Genomic DNA, 20,865 nt, shown 5'->3' on the forward strand with positions numbered 1-20,865 from the left:
ATGGCGATGATCCTGGTGGACCATCCCGTCACACTGCGTCCTATCGTCTGACTTCGGGTCCCCCTTTTGCGCCCTGGCCATGGCGGTGCATCCGGACCACCGTGCCGTCGATCATCGCATATTCCATGTCGGTCTCGTCAGAGACCGCTTCAAAAAGCCGTTTGAAAACACCGGCTTTCATCCAGTCGCTGTAGCGGGAATAGACCGAGTTCCAATGCCCGAAATACGTCGGAAGGTCCCGCCATGGGCTGCCGGTCCGGGCAATCCATAAGACCGCCTCGATAAAAAGACGGTTGTCCTGCCCGCTGCGCCCCCGATCCGTTTTCTTGCCAAGGCACAGCGGTTCCATTTTCGCCCATTGGGCATCTGTCAGTACGAAGCGATCCATACGGATTTTGAATCACATTCGGTGACTTTGAAAAAGCACAATTCCCAACAGACCCTGAAAAAAAGCTTCACCAAAACTTTTTCACATAGCCTCAGGAGGCAGCGCGTTCGTCCACCCTGTCCACCACGCTTTCAACATCCGGCGCGCTTTTCCCCACAATCAGGTTCAGCAGCACGCCCGACAGGATACACAGCAGCACGCCATTGCCCAGCAGCAGCCGCGCCAGCCCGTCCAGGTGGGTAAACAGGTCCGGGCACGCCATGGGCAATACGCCCAGACCAATGGACACGGCGGCGATCAGGCCATTGCGCGTCCCCTCGAAACGGACATGCAGCAGTTCGCGTATGCCCCCAATGGTGGTCATGCCGAACATGACCAGTCCACATCCCCCCAGCACCGGTGGCGGCAGGGCCGCGATCAGCGCACCCAGCTTGGGAAACAGTCCCAGCCCGATCATGACCACACCGGCTGCAGCGACGACAAAGCGGCTGCGGATATCGGTTATGGCGATCAGCCCAGTATTCTGCGTAAAGGCGTTGTAGGGAAAACTGTTGAACAGGCCGCCCAGCATGGTGGACAGGCCATCGGCCCGCAACGCGCCCGCAATGGTGGCGTCAGTCACCGGCACGTCAACCACGCGGCCAATGGCCAGGCAGTTGCCAGTGGTTTCGGCCACGATGATGACCATGCTCAGCAGCATGATGACAACCGGCATGACATGGAATTCCGGCAGGCCGAATGCAAAAGGCATACTGACGGCAAACCACGGGGCATCGGCCACCATGCCATAATGCCCCATGCCGCACAGGGCCGCGAGGATACTGCCCGCGATCAGCCCCACCAGAACGCTGATATTGGCCACGAACCCCCTGCCCCATGCCTGCACCCCCACGGTGATGAGGATGGTGACAAACGCCAGGCCCAGGTTTGCAATGCTGCCAAAACCGGGCGCGCCGGGTGTGCCGCCGCCAATCCATCGCCCCGCCACCGGCACCAGCGTCAGGCCGATGATGGTGATCAGGCACCCGATCACCACGGGCGGGAAAAACCGCATGAGCCGTGCCATGACCGGCGCCAGCACCACCATCGCCAGCCCCGCGCCAATGACCGCGCCAAAGACCGAGCGCACCCCGTATATCTGGCCGATCAGCAGCATGGACGCCAGCATGGCGAAGGATGACCCCTGCACGATGGGCAGGCGGGAGCCGAACCGGCCGATCCCGATGCTCTGTATGATCGTGGCGATGCCCGATGTCATCAGCCCGCAATTGATCAGCAGCACGGTCTGTGCAGGTGACAGGTGCATGGCGGCAGCAAAGACCAGCGGCACGGCGACCGTACCGGCGTACATGACCAATGCATGCTGCAGTCCAAAGGCAAACAGCATGCCTGCGGGCAGCATTTCATCAACGGGGTGTACTGGGCCTGTTTTCACAATCCATTTCCCGGGCTGACTGCCCCCGCGTTTTCGCGACGGCGGGACAGCATTGACACAAAGAACCCCGCCTTTTTTACAAAAGGCGGGGTTTGCCGTGTGTGGTGATGATCAGAAGGAAGTGGAGATCGTGCCGGTCATGCTGAAGCGCGGCTCGACCATGAAGGAATTGCCATCCGCATAGCGACCATTGCTGGCGCCATAAAAGACGGGATAGCCAGCCCCACCATTGCTCTGCGCGCCAGCATGGTAGATCGCGCCCATCGCCCCGGTCCGGACGATCGACCCGGTCAGGTTGGTGAAGTTGAGCTTGAAGGTCGGGGACTTGGCATACATGAACGGCTTGAAGTGATAGCCAAGCGACAGGGTATCGGTCACATAACCCGGAATGCGTTCGCTGTTGTCCAGCGCCACCGACTGCGGGCCGGTATAGTGCACCGCCGCGTTGGCGAAGAAGCCACGGTACTTATACGTCAGGCCAAAGTTCGCCATGATGCGCGGCGCCATGATCGCCTGCTGTCCCTTGGCGGCATAGGTCGTGCCGGTATTGGGGTCCGTGACGTTGGAATCCTGTGTCGCATGCAGGTACTCGAATGATGCATACGGGCTGAAACCATGGATCGGGCGGCTGGCGATCATGGCGTCAAAGCCGCGCATGGTCTGGTTGCCCGCCTCGATCGGCACATACTGGTTGGCCCCGATATAGGTATCCATCAGGCGATTGGTCACGTTGTAATTGAACAGTGACAGATCAAACATGACATATTTGTCGTGATACCGGTACCCCAGTTCTTCCTTGATGGAATACTGGTTCTTCAGCATCTTGGCATATTCCGGATCCAGCCAGCCCAGGTCGGTGGCGCTCGGTTCGCGGTAATCACCCTCTGCGTTGAAATAAACCTGGTGATGATCGTTGATGGTGTAGCTGACGGAAAGCTGCGGCAGGGGTTCCGTCGTGTTGGCCCCCATCCGGCCGGTAGCGGAACCGTTCTTGCCGTAAACCCATGACCCCGTGTTGGGATTGGATGTCCATCCCTTGTCCCACGCATCGGACATGACGAACTTGAAGCCCGCATGGATCTGCAGCTTGTCATTGAAATATTTTGCCGTGTCCTGAATGAACAGGGCATGCAGTTCATAGCCCGCGTTCACACCCGTGGTGCCAAACGACGTGACCTGATAGGCAGGCCAGTTCGGGCTGGGCCCTTCACCATTCGCCATGGTGTTGCTGGTGGGATAGTTCTGGATGGTCTGGTTGTTTTCATACCAGTAGCCAAACGACAGGTGGTTATGCCTGTCGATATCATAACCGACCTTGGCCACCACACCGACCTGCCGAGCTTCGTTTTCAAGGAAGTAAGAGGTCTGGTTCTGGGCCTGCTTTACATCCCAGTACGGACCATTCGCATTGGTGCCCGACGCCGAAACATAGGGCGTGCCGTTACCCGGCGAGGCATCCCACCCCTGACCAAAGCTGAAATAGGGCTGCAGGTCGAATGCGAATTTCGCAGGCAGCACGACATGCACCGGCGCCGTCAGGAAGATCTGGTTCCAGTGATCGTTGTTGTTCTTCCAGTAGTTGTCACTGGTCGGGTCGGAGTTACGGCCGTAACCCGTGCCCGTGTGCTTGTAGTCATAGAACGCCGTGCTGTCGGGATAGGCATCAATGGTGAAATCTTCGGAGTTCCATGACAGGAACAGCCGTGCGTTCGAACCGTTTTCCCAGTCTTTCTGCAGGCCGAAATCGATATGCTTGCGCTGGTTGATGCCCGACCCCATCCACGAGCGTGCATGCGTGTTGGAGAACGAGAAGTAGCCACGGATGCCGGTCTTGCCGATATCACCCGATTCAAGGCGGATGAATTCACGCGACAGGTTGTTCGTCCCGTAGGAAAAGTCCGTCATGCCGCCGAATTTGTGCGATGCCGTGTGCGAATGTTCGTTCATCACGCCACCGGCGGCGGACATGACCGGCAGGTCGGTGCCCGCCGTGCCCGGTGTCACCTCGACACTGTCGAGGTTTTCGGAATCAATGTCTTCCGCCATGTATTTGGCCGCCGCGGCAGGCGCGCCGTCAACCATCAGGCCCATGTCCAGATCGGTCAGGCCGCGGGTCTGGATCTGGCCACCCTCCATGCCCGAGGAATCCGGGGTGGTGACATTCATGCTGGGCAGGTTCTTGACCAGATCGAGCGCCGTGCTGGTCGGGCTGCGCATGTCAATGAACTGCTTGCCCACGGTCTGGACCGCATGCGGCGCCGTTTCCAGCCGCATCATGCCGCCGCCGCCATCACGCGCCTGACGGGACGAGGCGACGCGGATCATTTCCGGCCCCTGATGGTCCACGATACCCGTGGGCTGCGCCGGGGCGGCAGTCTTCGGCTGTGCCGCCGCAACGTGCCTGGGCGTGACATGATGGTGCTGTGCCGGTGTTGAGGTCGCCGTCTGTGCCCACGCATCCGCCCCCGTGGCGATACAGACGGTCCCCACCAGGCAGGACATGGCACGCAGCCGTGTCTTCAGTCCCGGCATCCGCAGACCGGCAAGTCCGGGACGCCCCCCCGCGATCCGTACCTGACGTTTTACTGCGCTATAGATATCCCGGCCCGTCTTCATGTATTCCCCCGCAAATATATGTGGCGTCCGCTTTTACGGGCAGCCATACGGTTTCCAGTGGCAGCTATCCCCGTCTGCCTTCCTGTCCACAGCCCCCGTCCCGTCCGGTCATGCTGAAGTAATTACGGAAACTGAATATTCCGCCTGTCTGTTGACTTATGAAATACACATGCGCAGGCAAAGTTTAAAAAATGCAACACGCTGTTTATCTATCTGACCACGGCATGGCCACCGCACCGGGTATCGGACTGTATCCCCCGAAAATACAACGATTCTTGCGTTTTTTCTGATTTGCCGGAAACGTCAGGCACGGCTGGAACAGGCGGAACAATGTGGCCTGTGTGTCTTTGATACCACAGGCCCGATCACCAGAATGCCCTAAAAAACGGCATTTCTTCCCGCCGGGACCGGGCATGAAAAAACGGCCCTTCCCGAAGGAAGGGCCGTTGTGCTGGCCGATCTACAATAATCAGGAACAGGCCGGCTTACTGTGCATCCATGAACTGGTCGCTGCCCATGATACCCAGCTTGCTCACACCCAGGCGCTGCGCATCCGCCAGCACCTTCGCCACGACCTTGTAGCTGGCCAGGCGATCGGGATGGATGTGCATTTCCGGCTGGACCGGCTGGGCCGCCGCATCCCTGAAACGGGCCTGCAGGTCCGCGTCATCGGCAACGGGTTCGCCATTCCATGTGATGGTGTTGTCAAAATCGATCGCCACCGTATCCACAACCGGATCCGGAGCGGAAGACGGCGGGGGATTACCCTGCGGCAGATCGATCGAGACTGAATGCGTCTGGAGCGGAATGGTGATGATCAGCATGATCAACAGCACCAGCATGACGTCAATCAGGGGCGTGGTATTGATATCGACAATACCTTCGTCCTCGGTCGTGCTGTCTGAGCCGATATTCATGCCCATGGTCTACTCTCCCGAAATTGGCCGGGGCACACAGGCCCCGGCCGGGAATGGATATCAGCCGTGCGGCTGCTCGGTAATGAAGTCGATGTGGATGATACCGGCCTGCTGACAGGCTGCAATCACCTTGCCCACACCTTCGTATTTCGCCGCCTGGTCACCACGGATCTGGATCTGTGGCTGCGGGTTTTCCGCCGCCACGTGCTCCAGGTGGGATTCCAGGTCGGCATAACTGGTAAGCGGCGTTTCGTTCCAGTATGCCTGCCCCTGCGGGGTCACCGCGATGACGATGTTGTTCATCATCGTCCGGGTGGGCTGGTTAGCATCCATGGGGAGGCTAACCTTGATGGTATGTGTCGCGACGGGGATGGTGATCAGGAAGATGATCAGCAGCACCAGCATGACATCGACAAGCGGTGTGGTGTTGATGGCGGACACCACCTCGTCTTCATCGCTGCCACCTCCAACTTGCATACCCATGATCAGGCCACCCGGTTATCGATAGTCGTCGTGGTCGGGGAGTTGTCCGGATGAATGGTGATTTCCGCACCATGGCGATAACCACCCATCAGGATCGACTGCACGTCAGCGGCGAAGTTGCGGATCTTGTCCATCGCACCCTTGTTGCGGCGGACCAGCAGGTTGTAGCCCAGCACCGCAGGCACGGCGGTGCCCAGGCCGATGGCGGTCATGATCAGCGATTCACCAACCGGACCGGCAACCTTGTCGATCGAGGCCTGACCCGCGATGCCGATGGCCGTCAGGGCGTGGTAGATACCCCAGACCGTGCCGAACAGACCCACGAACGGCGAGGTCGAACCCACGGTGCCGAGGAAGGCAAGGCCGCCCTGCAGCTTGGTCTGGATTACGTCAACCGAACGCTGGATGGACATGGTGGTCCAGGAATGCAGGTCGATGGATTCCTGCATCGTGCCTTCGTGGTGTTCGGCGGCCTTGACGCCGGTATCGGCGATGTAGCGGAACGGGGAGTTCGCGGGCAGGGCGGCGGCGCCGTCCTTGATGGAACCCTTGGTCCAGAAGTCGCTCATGACCTGCTTGGCGGCGTTCATGACACGCGCCTGCTCAAAGAACTTGGTGATCATGATGTACCATGTGCCAAGCGACATGAAGACCATGATCAGCAGGACGCCACGGGCAATGAAGTCACCATTGGCCCACAACGCGCCAAGGCCGTACGGGTTGCCCTCGGGCGCCTTGGGGGGGGCGTCGGCCGGCGGGGCTTCAGCAGCTGGCGCAGGCGCCGGGGCGGCGTCTGCCGGGGCGGCTGCCTGCGGGGCCGGTGCATCCGCGCCGGGCGCCGGGGTGGCGGCAGCGCCGCTGCCATCGGTTGCGGGGGCGGAAACCGCCGGTGCCGTGGCCGCATCGCTAGCGGCCGGGGCGGCATCCTGGGCCAGCGCGGCAAGCGGGGAAGCCGCGCACAGCATGGCAGCGAAAGCAGCCGAGGCAACAAGAGTGTGTTTACGATGCAGTCTGATCATTTAACCAAAATCCTCTGGAGCAGGATGTTTTTTCCGAGGCGGCGGGGTGCTGCCGGCCCCCGCCGTGCCTGACCTAACATTCAGGCTCAGTCATTCAGACTGAACGTGATCGTATAGAGATGGTGGAACTCCTTGACGGGCACACCATTTTTGACAGCCGGCGCATAACGCGAACGGCGGACTGCCTTCAGCGCGGCATCAGCGAATGCCTGACCGCCCTTTACGTTGACCACCTGGCAGTTGCTGGTGACACCGCTGGGTTCCACGTCACATGCCACGGACACGACGCCTTCACGGCCTTCTTCCGACATTTCTTCCGGATATTCCGGAACGACATGGTTCAGCGGCGACGTGCCGGCCATGTGATCGGGCACCGGCGGGGCGTTGGACACGGGCGCATCAGCCGGCGGGGTCGCCTTTGCGGGCGGCATTGCCTTCGGCGGCTTCGTGTGGGTCACCTTCATCGGCGGCGGCGGCGTCGGCACCTGAATCTTCGGCGGCGGAATATACGGCGGCGGCGGCTGCGTAATTTCCGGCGGCGGCGGTGGTGGTGGCGGCGGTGGTGGCGGTGGTGGCGGTTCCTTGATCATGTGGACCTGCACCGGCGGCCGCGGCGGTTCCTTGGGTGCATCCGGCGGGGAACTGAGCCCGAACAGGAGCGCCAGCACCAGCAGCCCTTCAAACACCAGGACAAGCGCGAAAACGATTACCTTTTGTAGTCTATTATCACTCTGTTCCGCATACGTCATACCCATACCTCACTCAGAACGGCATAGTTTTAGGAAGGAATTATTACAGAATTTGTTCTGGATGTTCTGATTTCACCAATTTTACTACGGGAGTATGACCAGATTTCTACGAAACGACTGATGCGATCCGCCTTGTTCTCCCCGGCTCAACCCTGAAGCACGACACCCCCCCCTTTCCGGCGGAACGGAAAGGCACGACCATCGCCACCTCCGGCAGTGCATATGCCAATGCATGGGCATTGCATGCACCCTGCCCTGACAGGCCAAGCCACTCATTCATCACGCTTTATCCATAAACATTATTAACATCTCGAAATCAACCCTGATCTTGTATGAAATAATCTCGGTATGAACGTCCTGCCCGACACATCATGGCCCATGGCGCGGAACGCCTTATGAAACAGCCCCTGTCAGTGTCCGGCAGGCCAGTAAAAAACTCTTGCCTGCCAGCTTGATCAAAAAAAAATCCCAGTCAAGCAAACTGTTAAAAAATGAGGGAAAAAAATCTGTCATTCCCGCAGGAATGGCCTGTTTTCCCACAAACGTTGTCATTTCGATACAAATTAGCAGTTGGCAAATATAAGCTGCAACGATAAATTCATTTCACTGTATTTTCAGGTGAAATGAATCAGCTCCCGTCCCGCCCCGTCCGGGCCGGCACGCCACTGAAACGGGGCAGCGTTTCCGGTGCGGCCTGATGGGCCAGCGCCTCCCCCTGCTTCACCATTTCCAGACAGGCGGCGAACGTACTGCTCCATGCCGAACGCCGCTGTCCCGATGACAGGTCGGCAGCCGGTCCCATACGCACGGAATCGGGCAGCATCCGGTCCAGCGGCACCGGCTCGTCATGGGCCCGCGCCAGGCATGTGCGCACGCGCGTGCGGGCGTCCTCCACGGAAAACAGGTCAAGCTGCACGGGGGCGTAGCACGGTGTCTCCACCGGCATGACGCCCCAGTTGCCATCGAATACCGCAAGGCACCCCCACAGGAATTCGATCCGGTCCACTTCCCACTGCGCCGATTCGTCCCCTTCCGGGGCGACCGCGCCACCAAAGGCATGAACATCACGACCAAGTTGTTCGCGCACCGCAAGCCAGCCTGCAAGGCGGACGGCATCCTCCGCCGCCATCAGGCGCGTGCGCAGGTCCACCGCTTCCTGTGTCGCCTGCTGCTGGCGCGGGTCATCCGCTGGCAGCATGAGGCGCGAACGCAGCAGCAGCAGCCCCGACGCCATGACCGCCCATTGCGCCTTGATCCCCAGCGGCAGGGACGTATGCGTGCGCGCCGCTTCGGCCAGCTGGTCAATCAGGGTGACGATATCCAGCCGCGCCAGGTCGATTTCCCGCGCATGCACCAGTTGCAGCAGGTGCGACAGGCCACCGTGGTAGATGTCGAGTACAATGACCGGTTCGCCATCGGGCAGCTTTCCGCTGAACAGGTCGGCCTGCCCCGTCATGCCAGCGACCGTTCCGACAGGCGGAATGTCAGGGTGGGGTAATGTTCCTCCATCCGGCGGATCACGGGCGCGGGCGTGCCCATGCGGGTAAAGAAGCCATACACCATGGCCCGGTGGTCACGCGGCAGGCGGCGGCCAGCCTTGCGGCCCGGCAGGTGGCGCACCTGCCGCGGCGCTTCGGTCAGGCCCCAGTTATCGCGCAGCCAGGCCCGTGCATCGGGATGGGTGGCGCCAAGCTGGAGAATCCGTTCCGGCACCGGGACAAGCTGGTGGAAATCCAGCGGGCAGGCCTTTTCCGCCCGCAGGCCCAGACGGGCGTGACGGGCCTCCGCCGCCGCGCGGAACTGGCGCGCCAGAATCCGGCAACCATCAATGGACAGCCCGGCCCGACCGCGCGCGGGGGAATTGGCGCCGATTGCCAGCGCGAACATGTCTTCCTCCACCCGTTCGGCATCAAACGGCCATGGGATCAGGCCGGGGCCGGCGGCCTCCGCCACGAAGGCGTCCATGCCCGTATCCGGCCCGTAGACCAGCAGGTGCCACCACTGCCATGGCGAGGGTTCGGCAGGCTGCGGCCATGCGGAAAGCGGACGCCGCCCCCGCCGTCCCGGCGCACGGCGCGTGGCCTCGGCGGTTTCCTCCTCCCGTGCAGTGGCAGGGGGCAGGTCGGCCCAGGGCAGGCGCAGGTTTTCAGTCATGGGCCAGCAGGCGTTCATACGGGCGCAGGGCGCGCGGGTCACGATAACGGGTATGCTGGCACAGGGCTTCGGTTTCCATGCCCTGCCGCAATGCCGCGACAATATAGCCCGAGCGCAGGGCATGGGCGCTTAACGTCGCGGCGATATCCGGCGGGACTTCCGCCATCAACGCGCGGCGTTGCAGGATACGGGTCACGGCATATGGGGTCAGCGCCCGTCCGCCCACGCGTTCGCCCTTGGAAATGGCACGGAACAGCGGCCCGGTCTGCCGGTGCGCCACCTGCTGCCACGCGGCAAACGCCGCGGCGGGACACATCGCGCTGTCAGACGACAGGGGCAGGCCGACCGACTGTGCCGCGCCTTCCTCCCGAATGTCCAGCACGACCTGTGTCCGTTCAACGCGCACGTCTTCCACCTGCAGTCCAACCAGTTCCGAGCGCCGCAGCGCCCCCGCGAAACCGAACAGCAGCAGGCAACGGTCCCGCAGGCCCCGTGGGGATCCGTCCGTACAACATTCAACCATGGCGCGCAGCATGTCCGGCGTCACCACCGCAGGCGGCGCGGCCGGCCGGCTGGCACGTTCGGTCATGTCTGCCACCGCCGCACGAAGAACGGGGTCGGTCACATTCCACGCCATGCCGTTAAAACGGTGCATCTTGCCAATCGCGGCCAGCCTGCGCCGGATGGTGGCGGGCGCGAATTCCGTCAGGCTGCGCAGATAGGTCGCCACGACCTGCGCCGTGGCGGGAATGGGAGAAACGGCATGGACCCCGCACCAGTTGGTGAAATGCACCCAGTCCGCACGATAGGCACGCAGGGTGGCCACGGCCTCGCGCGCGGGGGGGGCGGCGACATCACTGGCCCCTGTCATGGGCTGCTCCTGTATCGTGACCGTGTCAGACCAGTTCCATCCGGTTGACATCCACCATGCCGAAATCCGTAATCTTGAGATGCGGGATAACCGGCAGCGGCAGGAAGGCCAGCTGCAGGAACGGCTCATCAAGCTGGCAACCCAGCGCGCGGGCGGCGGCGCGCAGGACCTCCAGCTGGTCACGCACGGTCTCGAACGGGGCGTCACTCATAAGGCCCGCGACCGGCAGCGGCATGTCCGCAACAACCATTCCGTCGCGCACCACGACAAAGCCGCCGCCGGTCTTTTCCAGATGGTTGACCGCAACCGCCATGTCCGCGTCATTCATGCCCACCACGCAGATATTGTGGCTGTCATGCCCGACCGAGGACGCCATCGCCCCGCCCGACAGGCCGAATCCCCTGACAAACCCGCGCCCGATATTGTCATTGTGCCCATGCCGCGCCACCACGCAGATACGCGCGATGTCCTGCGCCGGGTCGGGCTGGACAATACCATCGACCACCGGCAGGTCGGCATGCAGGAAAGGCGTGATGATCTGGCCGGGCAGCAGACCGATCACCGGGCGCTGCGTGCCGCTGCCCTTGATCTGCATGTCCTGCGCGCTGACGGGGGCGGGCAGGCTGATGCTGTCGGTGCCGACGGGGGGTATGATGTCACGCGCGGCAAACAGTGCGTCATTCACCAGCCGCCCCGCGCTGATCACGTCCGATACCCGGCATTCGCGCAGGTCATCAAGCAGCACGATATCCGCACGCCGGCCCGGCGCGATCATGCCCCGGTCGCGCAGGCCGAACGCATTGGCCGCACTGAGCGAGGCGCTGCGATACGCCGCCAGCGGTTCCACCCCCAGCGAGATGGCAAGGCGGATCAGATAATCCAGATGCCCTTCATGCGCGATTTCCAATGGGTTGCGGTCATCGGTGCAGAAGGCGAAGAACGGTGACGTAACCGGATTGAGCAGCGGCACCAGCGCACGCAGGTCCTTGCACACCGACCCCTCGCGGATCAGCACCATCATGCCCTTGCGCACCTTTTCCAACGCCTCTTCCGCCGTCGTGGCCTCATGGTCGGTGGTGATGCCCGCGGACAGGTAACCATTGAGCCTGCGGCCGCGCAGCAACGGCGCATGGCCGTCAATATGCCCCCCCGCGAACGCCTCCAGCTTTTCCATGCACACCGGGTCGCCATTCAGGACGCCGGGAATGTTCATGAACTCGGCCAGGCCAATGACCTTGGGGTGGTCGCGATACGGCAGCAGGTCAGCAGCCCCCAGCGTCGCACCCGATGTCTCAAGAGCGGTGGACGGCACACAACTGGACAGGTTCACCCGCAGGTCCATGACCGTGCGCATGGCCGCTTCGGTAAAATAGTCCAGCGCCGGACGACCCAGCACGTTGGCCATTTCATGCGGGTCGCATATGGCGGTGGTCACACCATGGGGCAGCACGCAGCGGTCGAATTCAAACGGGGTGATCAGCGAGGATTCGACATGCAGATGCGTGTCGATGAAGCCCGGCACGGCAATGCGGCCATGCCCGTCGATCACGGTCGTGCCCTCGTACTGGTCCAGCGTGCCGACAATGGTGTCACCACATATGGCGATGTCGGTCGGCAGCAGTTCGCCCGTCACCAGATCGAACAGGCGGACATTACGGATCACGGTGTCCGCCGCCACCCGTCCGCTGCCCTGTGCAATCCGATCGGAAATCACGCTACCTGCCATGCTGCCCTGCTTCCCCACAAAAGATGGATGTTTCCCGCACTCTATCACAACCGCGCGGCTGGCAAATCGGCACACGAATTCTTTTTCATCCCGCCCGTTCGTACCCCTTCCAACAATGTTGACAAGTGCCGGGCGTTTCATGATCCTGAAATAACCAAGGGGAGTCCCGGCAAGGGGCTGAGATACCGCTGGCATGGGCCGACCATGCGCGCGGGGACCCTTCCGGGCGCATCGTGCGTTCCGGGGAACCTGATCCGGCTCATACCGGCGGAGGGACTGGTGCAGACAATCGGCACGATGCGTCAGATCTGACGACACTGCGCACATGATCCCCATGTGGCGTTCCGGTTTTCTCCCCCACCCCCCCTGTCGGAGAGAAAACGAGGAGCATTGTCATGACCACCGTTGCTTCGCCTTCATCTCCCGACCATGTCACCACCGGCCCCATCATGGGGTCCACCAAGGTCTGGTCCACGCCTGAAGGGCATGCGCATATCCGCGTGCCCTTCCGCGAAATCGCCCTTGAACCCAGCGCCAACGAACCGCCGGTGCGGGTCTATGACACCTCCGGCCCCTATACCGACCCGACCGTGCGGATCGACGTGCGCGCGGGGCTGGAGCCGATCCGCGCGCCCTGGATCGCGGCCCGCAACCTGCCCACGGTCACGCCACGCACCGTGCGCCCCGAGGACAATGGCTTTGCCAGGGGTGAAAACCTGGTCCCCGCCTGCCCTGCGCCCCATGCGGTGCATGAAGGCCAGCCGGGACAGATGGTCACGCAGTACGAATTCGCCCGTGCGGGTATCATTACCGAGGAAATGATCTACGCCGCCCACCGCGAAAACCTTGGCCGCGCCACCATGGACGAAGGGGCCAAGGCCCGCCGCGCGGATGGCGAGGATTTCGGGGCCGACATTCCCGCCTTCGTCACCCCGGAATTCGTGCGGTCCGAAATTGCGGCGGGCCGCGCCATTCTGCCCGCCAACATCAATCACCCCGAACTGGAACCCATGGTGATCGGTCGCAACTTCCTGGTGAAGGTCAACGCCAATATCGGCAATTCGGCCGTCACATCATCGGTTGCGGAAGAAGTGGAAAAGATGGTCTGGTCCATCCGCTGGGGCGCGGATACGGTCATGGACCTGTCCACGGGGCGTAATATCCACAACATCCGCGACTGGATCCTGCGCAACGCGCCGGTGCCCATCGGCACGGTGCCGCTGTACCAGGCACTGGAAAAGGTCGGCGGCGTGCCGGAGGACCTGACATGGGAAATCTTCCGCGATACGCTGGTCGAACAGGCGGAACAGGGCGTGGACTACTTCACAATCCACGCCGGCGTGCGGCTGCGGCATGTGCCGCTGACGGTCGACCGCGTGACGGGCATCGTATCACGCGGCGGGTCGATCATGGCGGGATGGTGCCTGCACCACCACCGCGAGAGCTTCCTGTATGAGCATTTCGAGGAAATCTGCGACATCATGCGCCGCTATGATGTCTCGTTCTCGCTGGGGGACGGACTGCGCCCCGGTTCCATTGCCGATGCGAATGACGCGGCCCAGTTCGCCGAACTGGAAACCCTGGGCGAACTGACGAAAATCGCATGGGCCAAAGGCTGCCAGGTCATGATCGAGGGGCCGGGCCACGTGCCCATGCACAAGATCAAGGTCAACGTGGAAAAGCAGCTGCGTGAATGTGGCGAAGCGCCGTTCTACACGCTTGGTCCGCTCACGACCGATATCGCGCCGGGTTACGACCACATCACGTCAGGCATTGGCGCCGCCATGATCGGGTGGTTTGGCACGGCCATGCTGTGTTACGTCACGCCGAAGGAACATCTTGGCCTGCCCGACCGCAATGACGTGAAGGTTGGCGTCGTGACCTACCGCATCGCCGCCCATGCCGCCGATCTGGCCAAGGGGCACCCGGCGGCGCGCATCCGTGACGACGCGATCAGCCGCGCGCGCTTCGACTTCCGCTGGAATGACCAGTTCAAGCTGTCGCTCGACCCGGATACGGCGTGTTCCTATCATGATGAAACGCTGCCGCGCGAAGCGCACAAGAACGCGCATTTCTGTTCCATGTGCGGCCCCAAATTCTGTTCCATGCGCATAAGCCACGACCTGAAGGCCAATGCCGCACGGCAGGCGGGGCTGGAACAGAAAAAGGAGGAATTCCGCAGCAACGGCAACCGGATCTATGTGCCGGTGGATGAAGCGGCAACACCTGCGCAATAAGACGCAGCCTGCCACCACCAGACATACAGAAGTTCTTGGTGAAGCTTTTTTCAAAAAACTTCAGGGAACGCCGCCTTTTTGAAAAAAGGCGGCACCCAAAAACTTCTGTCCCTTGAAGTAATCTTCTAGCGGGAAATGGTAACGCAGTCCGCATCGGACACCGGCGCTTCGGCTACCCTGTCCCGCGCGACGGCACGCCCCCCCGCGCGGCGGATCATAAGGAACGGCCCCGACCAGGAACCGGCAATCCGCCATTCCCCCTCGATCTCGCTGCCATCCGCGTTCAGTGTGCCCGTGTACAGCACGGCATGCTGGCGCACGCCGTCTTCGTACGTTTTCGTAAAACGTACCCGCGTCCCGCTCCGCTCCCCCCGCGCCGTGGCGATGAAACATTCACCGGCATTGGCCCCCGACGTGGCGCGTTCCGTCACCGTGCCGCCCACATGGCCACCATTCTCGAACAGCGAGGCAGAGAAAAACTCGGGTGTCAGCGTGTGAGGATAGCTGAACTGCCCGTCCCACTGTCCTGTCACATCCAGTGTCTTCTCGCTCATCGATCCTGTTCTTTCCCTGTAACGATAAAAATTCCAGAAGTTCCGGGTGCTGTTTTTTGAAAATCAGCGTTTTCTGAAGCTTTTTTAAAAAGCTTCACCAAAAACTTTTCCATTATCCGCACGGATGCAAACGGGGCGGCCCACGCTGCAACAGCATGGGCCGCCCCTGAATGATGATCATCCGTCATGGCCGGGCATGCGGGACACCCGATCCATGAGCGAAAAATCAGATAACCTTTTCCACCCAGCCATGGGTGTCGGGCGCCGTGCCGCGCTGGATGCCGATCAGGGCATTGCGCAGCTTTTCGGTCACGGGGCCAATACCCTTGCCATCACCGATCACCACTTCGCCCTTGTGGCTGCGGAAACGCCCGATGGGGGACACCACCGCCGCCGTGCCACAGGCGAACACTTCCTTCAGGCGTCCGGACGCGGCATCGGCATAAAGCTGGTCGATGGCATAGGGTTCCTCACGCACGGTCAGGCCCATCTCACGCGCCAGGGTCAGCAGCGAGTCGCGCGTGATGCCACGCAGGATCGTGCCGGTCAGCGGCGGGGTGGCAAGCGTGCCGTCATCAAAGACGAAGAACACGTTCATGCCGCCCATTTCCTCGATCCAGCGGCGTTCCACCGCGTCAAGGAACAGGACCTGCGCACAGCCATGGCCCTTGGCTTCCTGCTGCGCCAGCAGGCTTGCGGCGTAATTGCCACCGCACTTGGCTTCCCCCGTGCCGCCGGGGGCGGCGCGGCAGAAATCGGACACCCACACGCTGACCGCCTCCGCGCCAAAATAGGCGCCCACGGGCGATGCGATGACCATGAACATGTATTCCGACGCGGGCTTCACACCCAGGAACGTCTCGCTCGCGATCATGTAGGGGCGGATGTACAGACTTTCATCGGGGTTGCCGGGCACCCATGCGTGGTCGATGCGCACCAGCTGGCGCACCGCCTCGACAAACACTTCATCAGGCAGGTCGGCCATCGCCAGACGTTCGGCCGACTTGCGGAAACGGGCCGCGTTGGCATAGGGGCGGAACAGGGTGATGCCGCCTTCGGCCGTGCGATAGGCTTTCATCCCCTCGAAAATTTCCTGCGCATAGTGCAGCACGGCCGCCGCCGGGTTCAGCGAAATCGGTGCATAGGGCTGTACGCGGGCATCATGCCATCCCCTGCCTTCCACATAACGGATCACGACCATATTGTCGGTAAAGACACGCCCGAAACCGGGATTGGCCAGGATCTCCGCCCGCCGCTGCGGCGAAACCGGTGATGTGCTGGGGGAAAGCGTAAAGGGAAGGGAAGTGGCGCAGTCCATAGCCGTTGTTTCTCTCTCATCATGGCGCTGGCGCGATACATAAGGCGCGCCCCCTGCCCGCCAACAGACGCGGGCAATATGAGCAGAAGTTCACCAGAACATTGTGCCGGTCAACCCCGGCCCATGCGCATGACCCCTGCTTTTCATGCCTCGCCCAGCATGAAGCCAAGGGTCCGCAGCACCTGCGGCAGGTGTTCACGACCATGCAGCGCCTTGATGTCACCCAGCCTTGCCACCACGCTTTCGCTCCATCCCAGCGCGGGCTGCCCCTGTGCCGCACGCGCGGCGCGCAGGCGTTCGTCATAGGCGGCAATGGTGGCGCGGTCATTGGCGGCGGCGGGATCGTACTGCTCGGCATGCAGGACGGCATGCTGCGGCAGGCGGGGGCGGATGGCGGTCGGCTTCTTGCGGTCGGGGTAGCCCACGCTCATGCCGAATACCGCAAATGTGCGCGCAGGCAGGCCCAGTTCCGTGGCGATGGCTTCGGGCTGGTTGCGCACCCCGCCCACATACACGATTCCCAGACCGTAGGATTCGAACGTGGCCGCCGCGTTCTGCGCGGCAAACGCGGTATCCATCACCGCACCAAGAAAGGTATCCAGACAGTCTGCTCCCGGCAGTGCGCGACCCTGCGCCTGTCCCACATGTTCCAGCCGCGACAGGTCGGCAATCCATGCAAGGAACAGCGGCGCCTGTGCAATGAAATCCTGGTCCCCCGCGATTTTCGCCAGCCGGGCACGGCGGGCGGGGTCACGCACGGCGATCACGCTCCATGCCTGCAGGTTGCATGACGTCGAGGCCGACTGCGCCGCCGCCACCGCCGCTTCCACCACACCATCGGGCAATGGCGCCGGACTGAAGGCGCGAACGGAACGATGGGTCATGAGGCTGCGCGCCACCGGGCTTTCGGGCAGGGCGCCGGCGGGCGGGCGGGCGGATGCCATAGCGCGCCTGCCACAACGCGTTCATGGAAGACAGGGCGGGAAAGGAAGAAACTGTGACGTCGGACATCGGCATGCCTCCTGCCTGTGCAATAGTGGCTGAAAAAGCAGCACACCACACCGTCCCCCCTGCGGGAAGCGTGGGAAGGTCACACCAGACCTGCACTTTTTCATGCCAACCCGCATCAAGGGCCAGGATGACAGGGGCGATCTGGAACCCGACCGCAACCCGTTTTAAAATCCTTTTGTATAATCAACAATTTTCCGGACCGCGCCGCTTCACGATCATGCGAAATCACGCGGCTGTACATAGGAAGATGCACCTAATTCGGGCATGAAGGATGCATTGAACGTGGTCCCGCGTTCCTTTTCCCCTTCATCATCACGGAAGACTGCCAGCATGTTCGATGCCCTCATGATCAGCCGCGCGGATGGCGTGGTCACGACCCGGCTGGAGCAGGTCGATCCCACGGCCCTGCCCGAAGGGGACGTGACGGTGGAAATCGATCATTCCAGCCTGAATTACAAGGACGCGCTGGCCATGACCCGTGGCGCGCCGGTGGTGCGCCAGTTTCCCATGATCCCCGGCATCGACCTGGCCGGACGCGTGCTGCATTCCGATGACCCGGTCCACCGCCCCGGCGACCAGGTGCTGGCCACCGGCTGGGGCCTGGGCGAACGCCACTGGGGTGGCCTGGCCCGCATGGCGCGCCTGCCGGGACGCTGGCTGCTGCCACAGCCCGCCGGCCTGAGCGCGCGGCAGGCCATGGGAATCGGCACGGCGGGCTTTACCGCCATGCTGTGTGTCATGAGCCTGGAGGAAGGCGGCGTGACCCCCACCAGTGGCCCCATCGTCGTCAATGGCGCGGGCGGCGGCGTGGGGGGCATGGCCATTATGCTGCTGGCACAGCTGGGCTATCAGGTGGCGGCGGTGACAGGGCGGCCACAGCTCCATACCTACCTGACCGGGCTGGGGGCCACGGAAGTGCTGCCGCGCGATACCCTCAGCCCCACCGGAAAGGTGCTGGAAACCGCACGCTGGGCGGGGGGAATCGACGTGGTGGGGGGCGAGACGCTGGCCACCATGTGCGCTTCTGTCCAGTACGGGGGCACGGTGGCGGCCTGCGGGCTGGCGGGCGGGCTGGCGCTGCCGCTGACGGTGGCGCCCTTCATCCTGCGCGGCATACGCCTGCAGGGAATCGACAGCGTGATGTGCCCGCGTCCGCGCCGCATGACCGCATGGGCCCGCCTTGCGCGCGATATCGATCCCGCGCGACTGGACAGCATGCTGCATGACGCCCGCCTGGCCGACGCCATCGCGATCGCGCCGCGTATCCTTGCCGGTCATATCCGGGGGCGGACCGTCATCAATATGGTCTGAGATGCCGCCCTTCATGCACCGGCGTCGCAATTTCCGAAGCTTTCTGAAAACAGCTTCACCAAAGACTTTCTTATGATTTACAGACCGTTTCAGAACTGGATTTCAGAAACCGTCTGAAATCAAATTATTGAAAATAAACAAAAGTTCTTGGGCGCCGCCTTTTTTCAAAAAGGCGGCGTTTCCTGACCGCATTTCAGGAAATGGTCTTTCAGCACGCACAATAAAAAACGGCATGCCCGCCGGGGCATGCCGTCCTTCATTCACCGTCGCGCCATAGCGGGCACGCAGCCCTGGTTCAGTGGCAGGGGAAACCCAGCAGGTGACGGCCATCATGCACGAATTCATGCACGTAATGGCCAGAAATGAGGGAGGTCGCACCCTGCTCGACGCCCACGAAATAGATCAGCAGCGACGCCAGGACGAGCCCGAACACACCCCACGGCAGCAGGTCGCGGACCGGGATGGAAACCTGCGGTGCGGCGACAGCGGCGCTGGACAGAACGGATGTATCTTGGCTCATACTGGTAACTCCATGGATCACGTGCGACCCGGAGCAGCATGCAGGGGACACACCATATCGGGCCGTCCTTCCCATAACCGGATCTGGGTCCATGTTTTCAAAATTGACACGGAAGGTCAATCATTCCCTTGCAGACCCCACGTCTCCCCCACACGCAGGGCAGCAGGGCGTGAACCAGACCCTGACCTGTCTCGCGCTGCCTGCCCCCGACTGCGTCCGCCGTGGCGTTTTCCCGATGCATGGCGAAACATGCCCCCTGCCCGCCAGCCTTGCCCGGCATGTCATGGATGCCGGGCAGGTCCTGTTCCCCCCCACCATGCCGGCCTTCGGCGCGCGCCACGCCATGCCCGAACCCGCCCTGCGCGCGCCCGGCATGGGGACATGGGCCGGACAGTCGTTGAAAGACCTGTCCCCCGCCGACCTTGCGCGCTGGATCGCCGATGCCGGTTTCGCCCCGCCGGGCGGGGAAAGCCGGACCGCACACCTGCACCGCGTGGCGCGCTGGCTTGAAACCCTGTCCCCCACGCCCGCACGGGTTACGGTGGTGGCCGACGCCACGGTTGTCCGGGCGATCACGGTCGCCGCCCTTGGCGGAACGGCCGCCATGCTGTCGCGACTGGATATCGCGCCCCTGACCCGTACATGCCTGACCCGTCATGCAACATGGCGCGTGGCTGTCAGCGGCGCACCGCTGCCATGACCGCATGACATGCGCCCGCATGCCGGGTTTCTTTGACAGTGCGGGGATCGATCGTCTAAATCCGCCGCTGATGGTTCCCCCTTGTGGGGGAGAATAGGGAAGACGGTGCGCCATACCGGCAATTCCGTCGCTGCCCCCGCAACTGTAGGTGGCTGTCTCCCGGCCCGGTCCGCGTCCTGCGGGCCGACATGCGCCACTGGTTCCCATGATCGGGACCGGGAAGGCCGCCGGGATCGAGGGTGCTGACCCCAGCACCCTCCGCCACAAGCCAGGAGACCTGCCATCATGTCCGCCCGCAGGCGGACATAACAGGACCGAATTCGATCGCATGGCCGGCGGGGTGCCCGGCACGCGACAGGCGCCCGCCCTGCCCATGCGCAGCGCGCAAGGCCATTGACCGCGCACCCCGCCCACCGCTGCCCGCGCGCAGCAACGCCGCGAAAGGGCACGCACCGTCATGAGCACCCCCCCACTACCCGCATCCTCGGAAGCCGGGCCCGTTCACCTGCATGTCTGCGTGACCTGCCGCCGTGGCCTGCCCGCTTCCGACAACCCGCCCGGACGCCAGCTGTTTGATGCCATGCAGGCGCTGGCATCAGGCAACCCGCAGGTCGTGGTGCATGAAGTCAACTGCCTTGCCGCGTGCAATGACGGCTGCACCGCCGTTGTGGCCATGCCGGGCAAATGGGGCTGGCTGCTGGCCAGACTTGGCCCTGAAAAGGCGGCGGACCTCATGACCTATATCGCCGCCTACGGCGCATCCCGCAGCGGCACCGTCATGCCGTCCCGCCGCCCCGCCAGCCTGTCGGACATGGTGCGCGGCCGTTTCCCCGCATCCCTTTTTTCAGGAGCCTGA

General features: G+C 62.6%; 21 protein-coding genes and 1 riboswitch. Of the genes, 4 read left to right on the plus strand and 17 right to left on the minus strand.

Annotation, left to right across the window (positions count from 1 at the left end; genetic code table 11):
• Nucleotides 1-40: 40 nt before the first annotated feature.
• The 11 genes from GEU01_RS08150 to ade all read right to left on the minus strand — a co-directional run bounded on the left by GEU01_RS08150 (nt 41) and on the right by ade (nt 12,358).
• Nucleotides 41-388 carry an IS5 family transposase gene (locus GEU01_RS08150; RefSeq protein WP_026018594.1) on the minus strand — a complete coding sequence of 116 codons (348 nt, stop codon included), beginning with the start codon at nt 386-388 and terminating at the stop codon, nt 41-43.
• 91 nt (nt 389-479) lie between these two features.
• On the minus strand, nt 480-1,823 hold the full coding sequence (locus GEU01_RS08155) for a nucleobase:cation symporter-2 family protein (RefSeq protein WP_232272458.1): 1,344 nt from the start codon (nt 1,821-1,823) through the stop codon (nt 480-482).
• A 111-nt stretch (nt 1,824-1,934) separates the two neighbouring features.
• A complete protein-coding gene (locus GEU01_RS08160) occupies nt 1,935-4,439 on the minus strand; it encodes a TonB-dependent receptor (protein ID WP_010508231.1) in 2,505 nt (834 codons plus the stop codon).
• Between the two features lie 485 nt (nt 4,440-4,924).
• Entirely contained in the window at nt 4,925-5,362 is a 438-nt protein-coding gene (locus tag GEU01_RS08165; protein WP_010508230.1) for an ExbD/TolR family protein, read from the minus strand.
• Between the two features lie 54 nt (nt 5,363-5,416).
• On the minus strand, nt 5,417-5,839 hold the full coding sequence (locus tag GEU01_RS08170) for an ExbD/TolR family protein (RefSeq protein WP_010508229.1): 423 nt from the start codon (nt 5,837-5,839) through the stop codon (nt 5,417-5,419).
• Between the two features lie 2 nt (nt 5,840-5,841).
• Entirely contained in the window at nt 5,842-6,858 is a 1,017-nt protein-coding gene (locus GEU01_RS22495) for a MotA/TolQ/ExbB proton channel family protein (RefSeq protein ID WP_010508228.1), read from the minus strand.
• Nucleotides 6,859-6,944: 86 nt separating this feature from the next.
• Nucleotides 6,945-7,613 carry an energy transducer TonB gene (locus tag GEU01_RS08180; protein WP_019085681.1) on the minus strand — a complete coding sequence of 223 codons (669 nt, stop codon included), beginning with the start codon at nt 7,611-7,613 and terminating at the stop codon, nt 6,945-6,947.
• A gap of 622 nt (nt 7,614-8,235) precedes the next feature.
• Nucleotides 8,236-9,063, minus strand: coding sequence for a hypothetical protein (locus GEU01_RS08185; protein ID WP_019085682.1), 828 nt, complete (start codon nt 9,061-9,063; stop codon nt 8,236-8,238).
• Nucleotides 9,060-9,761, minus strand: coding sequence for a hypothetical protein (locus GEU01_RS08190; RefSeq protein WP_019085683.1), 702 nt, complete (start codon nt 9,759-9,761; stop codon nt 9,060-9,062). Before GEU01_RS08190 ends, GEU01_RS08185 begins: the two co-directional genes overlap by 4 nt.
• Nucleotides 9,754-10,632, minus strand: coding sequence for a tyrosine-type recombinase/integrase (locus GEU01_RS08195; protein WP_019085684.1), 879 nt, complete (start codon nt 10,630-10,632; stop codon nt 9,754-9,756). Before GEU01_RS08195 ends, GEU01_RS08190 begins: the two co-directional genes overlap by 8 nt.
• Nucleotides 10,633-10,657: 25 nt before the next feature.
• Nucleotides 10,658-12,358, minus strand: coding sequence for an adenine deaminase (gene ade, locus GEU01_RS08200; protein ID WP_026018596.1), 1,701 nt, complete (start codon nt 12,356-12,358; stop codon nt 10,658-10,660).
• A 395-nt stretch (nt 12,359-12,753) separates the two neighbouring features.
• Between ade and thiC the strand changes: the two genes are divergently transcribed.
• Nucleotides 12,754-14,595: a phosphomethylpyrimidine synthase ThiC gene (thiC, locus tag GEU01_RS08210; protein ID WP_019085687.1), complete on the plus strand. Its 1,842-nt coding sequence runs from the start codon at nt 12,754-12,756 to the stop codon at nt 14,593-14,595.
• Between the two features lie 125 nt (nt 14,596-14,720).
• Here thiC and GEU01_RS08215 read toward each other — a convergent pair whose 3' ends face one another.
• The 4 genes from GEU01_RS08215 to GEU01_RS22500 form a co-directional block, all read right to left on the minus strand.
• Complete coding sequence (locus tag GEU01_RS08215; protein WP_010508217.1) at nt 14,721-15,149, minus strand: hypothetical protein; 429 nt, start codon at nt 15,147-15,149, stop codon at nt 14,721-14,723.
• Nucleotides 15,146-15,337 carry a hypothetical protein gene (locus GEU01_RS25675; protein WP_152927701.1) on the minus strand — a complete coding sequence of 64 codons (192 nt, stop codon included), beginning with the start codon at nt 15,335-15,337 and terminating at the stop codon, nt 15,146-15,148. Before GEU01_RS25675 ends, GEU01_RS08215 begins: the two co-directional genes overlap by 4 nt.
• Nucleotides 15,338-15,375: 38 nt before the next feature.
• Nucleotides 15,376-16,467, minus strand: a complete 1,092-nt coding sequence (locus GEU01_RS08220; protein WP_010508216.1) for a branched-chain amino acid aminotransferase — start codon at nt 16,465-16,467, stop codon at nt 15,376-15,378.
• 143 nt (nt 16,468-16,610) lie between these two features.
• On the minus strand, nt 16,611-17,411 hold the full coding sequence (locus GEU01_RS22500; RefSeq protein WP_019085688.1) for a nitroreductase family protein: 801 nt from the start codon (nt 17,409-17,411) through the stop codon (nt 16,611-16,613).
• Between the two features lie 397 nt (nt 17,412-17,808).
• Between GEU01_RS22500 and acuI the strand changes: the two genes are divergently transcribed.
• Complete coding sequence (gene acuI, locus GEU01_RS08235) at nt 17,809-18,789, plus strand: acrylyl-CoA reductase (NADPH) (protein ID WP_019085690.1); 981 nt, start codon at nt 17,809-17,811, stop codon at nt 18,787-18,789.
• A 102-nt stretch (nt 18,790-18,891) separates the two neighbouring features.
• Here the strand turns inward: acuI and GEU01_RS08240 are convergent, their stop codons facing one another.
• Together GEU01_RS08240 and GEU01_RS08245 are read right to left on the minus strand one after the other, a co-directional pair.
• Nucleotides 18,892-19,122, minus strand: coding sequence for a hypothetical protein (locus GEU01_RS08240; RefSeq protein WP_152927702.1), 231 nt, complete (start codon nt 19,120-19,122; stop codon nt 18,892-18,894).
• The gene (locus tag GEU01_RS08245) at nt 19,085-19,309 is read right to left on the minus strand and encodes a CbtB domain-containing protein (RefSeq protein WP_019085692.1); all 225 of its coding nucleotides are present in this window, start codon (nt 19,307-19,309) and stop codon (nt 19,085-19,087) included. Before GEU01_RS08245 ends, GEU01_RS08240 begins: the two co-directional genes overlap by 38 nt.
• Nucleotides 19,310-19,400: 91 nt before the next feature.
• Here GEU01_RS08245 and GEU01_RS08250 point away from each other — a divergent pair, with 91 nt between their 5' ends.
• Nucleotides 19,401-20,009, plus strand: coding sequence for a histidine phosphatase family protein (locus tag GEU01_RS08250; protein ID WP_232272459.1), 609 nt, complete (start codon nt 19,401-19,403; stop codon nt 20,007-20,009).
• A 54-nt stretch (nt 20,010-20,063) separates the two neighbouring features.
• Nucleotides 20,064-20,308, plus strand: a riboswitch (cobalamin riboswitch).
• A 158-nt stretch (nt 20,309-20,466) separates the two neighbouring features.
• On the plus strand, nt 20,467-20,865 hold the full coding sequence (locus GEU01_RS08260; protein ID WP_019085694.1) for a DUF1636 domain-containing protein: 399 nt from the start codon (nt 20,467-20,469) through the stop codon (nt 20,863-20,865).

It is taken from the genome of Komagataeibacter europaeus LMG 18890 (assembly GCF_000285295.1).
Lineage (GTDB): Bacteria > Pseudomonadota > Alphaproteobacteria > Acetobacterales > Acetobacteraceae > Komagataeibacter > Komagataeibacter europaeus.